We start from the raw sequence: 3,795 nt of genomic DNA on the forward strand, positions 1-3,795 counted from the left end.
GCGCAATGCTTTGATAACCCGGTAAAAGGCCGGTGTGCTCGTAGACATAGATTGATGAGGAGATGGCTTGTTCTTCCTCATTTAATAATGACCCGTCGTTCAATGCTCTCAAAAAGACACCTACGTCTTCAATGGTTGCTACCATTGAGCCTCCGGGCTGAATGAAGTCATTATATTTTATGTCATGTTCGTACCCAACAAAGTATCCGCTCATCACATCATCCAGGTCCACTTCGCTAAGCAAACTGTAAGTGTGGTTTAGGCCCAGGGGCATCAGGATTCTTTGCTGGATATACCGGTGGTGACTGTAACCTAACACCTGATCCATGATGTCACCAATGAGCAAATAATTAGTGTTTGAGTACTGATACTTGGTGTTCGGTTCAAAATCTGATGGCTGATCCAGTACCAGTTCATAGGTTTCACTTCTTTCTTGGTAAGGACTGCTCCAAGGATAATCTGGGTGGTCAACGTAATTGGGAATGCCACTTCGATGCTGCACCATCATTCTTAGAGTAATCGCGTTCGCATTTTCAATCCGGTCGGCGTATTGCGGTAAGTATTCGGCCAGCGTTTTATCCAGGGACAACCGCCCTTCATGGACTAGCATAGTCACCGCGACGGCCTCATACAACTTACTAATACTCGCTATTTTGAAAAGTGCCCGGGGGTCAGCGGGTATCTTTTTCTCTCGGTTATTCCAGCCTTCGGTGTAAACTTCTGCCTCTTTTCCACCCTGATCGACATACACAATCATGCCATCAAATCCGTATTCAAGGGCTTGGGCGGCTTGTTCCGGTATGGTTTCAGGAAGCGGGGTTAGCCAGATTTTTATAAATATCCAGGGGATAAAAAACATAGAGATTATGGTTCCAACCAGCAACACTATTTTAAATATCAGTTTCTTGGTCATAGGGTTGCTTTTTTCCTTTAATCAGTAAGTAAAACGTAAACGATAGTTCTCCAATCGCCGCAGCGATACCGACAATTAAAGCAGTATATTCCTCGTAGCCCGGCAGGCTGAAGTTACCAAAAGTTTCGATGAGGTAGCCTGCCGCCGAACCAATCAGAAAACCCCCAAAGATATTCGGAATCGTGTTAGACTTATAAATCAGTATCCCAAGTAGCAAGCAGTGAAGCCCAAAAAAACCGCCCGCAATGAGATAACCACTGCGGTGAGCATCCATAAACAACAAACTGAGTGATTGTCGTTGGGCTTCATCAAAGACGGTCAGGAACTCAGCATCACCCAAGATATGGTAAGCGAGAAAATGGTTGAGCAGATTTAGGCTGCCAATAGCGGGGTGAGCGATCAGTCTAAGCGCGGCGGATGTCATTGCCAAGGTTTTACCAAAGGGTTTGAACATTTGATACAACAGCACGGAAACGATGGCATCCATGATGAACGCCACCAAGTCTAGTGATAAACCTAACCGAAATAAGGCTTCGTTTTGTACGATATTGTTAGCGGTCGCTAGCGCATCTCCTGGCACGACTATGCTGCCCCGAATGTAGCCTTGGCTAAACCCCGCACAGATGATAATAAGCAGGTACAAAAATCCGGTCAGTCTATACGTTTTCTTTTCCATGTTTAATGCTGTTGAACAGGATACTGTTACTCATTCTCATTATTGGTCCTCCTTCTTTTAGTGGCGTCATCTTCCTTGGTATACTCGAGTGCGACACCGATGGCTATTCCAAGACTCAGCCACAGACCTAAATTATCTAAGGCGATTCCCAGAATGGTTCCGATCACTACCCCTAGTAAGATTCCGGACGCTAGTTTATTATCCTTTTTCATAGTTGCAAGAATTTAGGTGGTTACGATAACTACATTGCCTCGTTTATGGCCTCCTTCAACATAGCGGTGGGCTTCTACCATTTCTTCCAAAGGATATACTTTGTCTATGACAGGTTTGAGTTTCCCTTGTTCCACTAATTCCTTCAGCTTTAAAAATACTTCTTTGGGGGTTGTAGGCGTGCCATCGTCAATAGAGATGTATCTTCCCTGTTTATTGATCGCCTGTTTGCTCTTTGCTTTGAGCACTGATGATTTACTATTACCCACGGCATCTATCACGTATTGGTACGTCTCCAATTGGGATTCAGCATTGCTTGCGGTGTAATCAATCACCTTGTCACTTCCCAAGGACCTTACTAGCTCAAAATTCTTACTACTGCATACACTGGTTACCGCAGCCCCCGCGTTTTTTGCCATTTGTAAAGCCATCGTTCCAATACTTCCGGATGCCCCATAAATAAGCACTTTATCGCCTTTTTTAATACTGGTCTTTTTTAATAGATGAGCAGCTAACAGACCTCCGTACGGAATGGCCGCGGCTTCTTCAAAGCTGATGTTGGTTGGTTTCAGGGCGATGTTCCAGTCTTGAGGTAAACAGATGTATTCCGCGTAGGAGCCAAAACGGTGTTTCATTGGTGACATGGAACAATACGCGAACACTTCGTCGCCTAGGTTAAACTTGGTGACATTTTTTCCTTTACCCGCAATAGTACCAGCCACCACCATGCCCAAAATTGGATTTCTGGGCTTCCCAAAGCCAAAGGCAAGTTGAACAAGTAGCTTATACATAAGTGGTGCTTTCAAACCACGAATAAGGACATCGCTAGCAGTGACTGAAGTAGCGTGTATCTTGATGAGTACCTCGTTTTTATTTGGTTGTGGTTGGTTGACTTCTTGGAGTTGTAGCACTTCCGGAGATCCGTATCCGGTGGCTACCATTGCTTTCATTTTGGTTGTCATGGCTGTCAGGTTTAAAGTTCATGGCAAATAAAGTTAACGTGTGTATAGTATTCGTTCGGATTATCAGCAAGAAGTTCGTATTTATAAATCCGAACAGTACCCCTGGCTAAATCCCGCACAAATAATAATGAGGAAGTAGAAGAACCCAGTCAGTCTATACGTTCTCTTTTGCATAACATTATATTCAAGTAGCGTAGACGACTACATTACCCTTTTTGTGTCCTTGATCCACGTAGCCATGCGCCTCAGCAATGTCTTCCAGCGCGTATGACTCATCAATGACTGGTTTAATAGCACCTTCTTGAATAAGGTCTTTGAGCAATTCTAAATCTTTAATCCGTTCGTGCGGGGGGCGCAGACCAGTAGCCGCAATAAGTGCTTTCTTCTTACCAAATACCGCCGTGCGGATTACCTGAAGAAAGATACCTAATTTGATACCGGCTTCCAGAAATCGGCCTTGTTCGGTAAGTGAATGCTTGCAGTGCGAGAAGGTAGTCTTTCCCACCGCGTCGAAGATAATATCGTACGTCTGACCATTCTCCGTAAAGTCTTCCCGTCGGTAGTCAATCACGTGGTGCGCTCCCAGCGAGCGAACCATCTCCCGGTTGTCGGTGCTGCATACGCCGGTGACATCGGCTCCGTAGTAACGGGCAATTTGTACGGCGGAGGAGCCTACGCTACCGGATGCCCCGTAGATAAGTACCCGCTGGCCCTGTTTGATTTGTCCTTTATCGCGCAGAAAGGGCAGGGCGGTCAGGAAGCCGTCGCAACAAGCAGCGGCTTCGGCAAACGATACGTTGGTAGGCTTACAGGTAAACACTCCGTCTTCGGGCAGGCAGATGTACTCAGCGTTGGCCCCGAATTCCGGACCAGCCGTGCCGAAGACTTCGTCGCCTACTTGGTGCTTAGTCACCTTCGGGCCGACGGCTTCAATTACCCCGGCCAGTTCTTCCCCCAACCGGGTAATTTTGGGCTTTCGCAAGCCGGTGAACAGCCGGGAAAAGTAAGGTTTGCCCTGTCGGAAGGTGCATTCG

5 protein-coding genes are annotated in these 3,795 nt (G+C 46.4%); all 5 read right to left on the reverse strand.

The window, feature by feature from the left end; all coding sequences use genetic code 11:
- Positions 1-913, reverse strand: a 913-nt coding sequence (locus WBA23_RS13765) for a serine hydrolase domain-containing protein (RefSeq protein WP_424582854.1), incomplete at its 3' end; no start/stop codon positions are given.
- Complete coding sequence (locus WBA23_RS13770) at positions 891-1,589, reverse strand: DUF4386 domain-containing protein (protein WP_424582855.1); 699 nt, start codon at positions 1,587-1,589, stop codon at positions 891-893. The genes WBA23_RS13765 and WBA23_RS13770, both read right to left, overlap by 23 nt.
- A gap of 26 nt (positions 1,590-1,615) precedes the next feature.
- Positions 1,616-1,801 carry a hypothetical protein gene (locus tag WBA23_RS13775; protein ID WP_424582856.1) on the reverse strand — a complete coding sequence of 62 codons (186 nt, stop codon included), beginning with the start codon at positions 1,799-1,801 and terminating at the stop codon, positions 1,616-1,618.
- 12 nt (positions 1,802-1,813) lie between these two features.
- Positions 1,814-2,761, reverse strand: coding sequence for an NAD(P)-dependent alcohol dehydrogenase (locus tag WBA23_RS13780; protein WP_424582857.1), 948 nt, complete (start codon positions 2,759-2,761; stop codon positions 1,814-1,816).
- Between the two features lie 184 nt (positions 2,762-2,945).
- Positions 2,946-3,795, reverse strand: an 850-nt coding sequence (locus tag WBA23_RS13785; RefSeq protein ID WP_424582858.1) for an NAD(P)-dependent alcohol dehydrogenase, incomplete at its 5' end; no start/stop codon positions are given.

This window comes from Tunicatimonas sp., from assembly GCF_049647865.1.
Taxonomy (GTDB): domain Bacteria; phylum Bacteroidota; class Bacteroidia; order Cytophagales; family Cyclobacteriaceae; genus Tunicatimonas.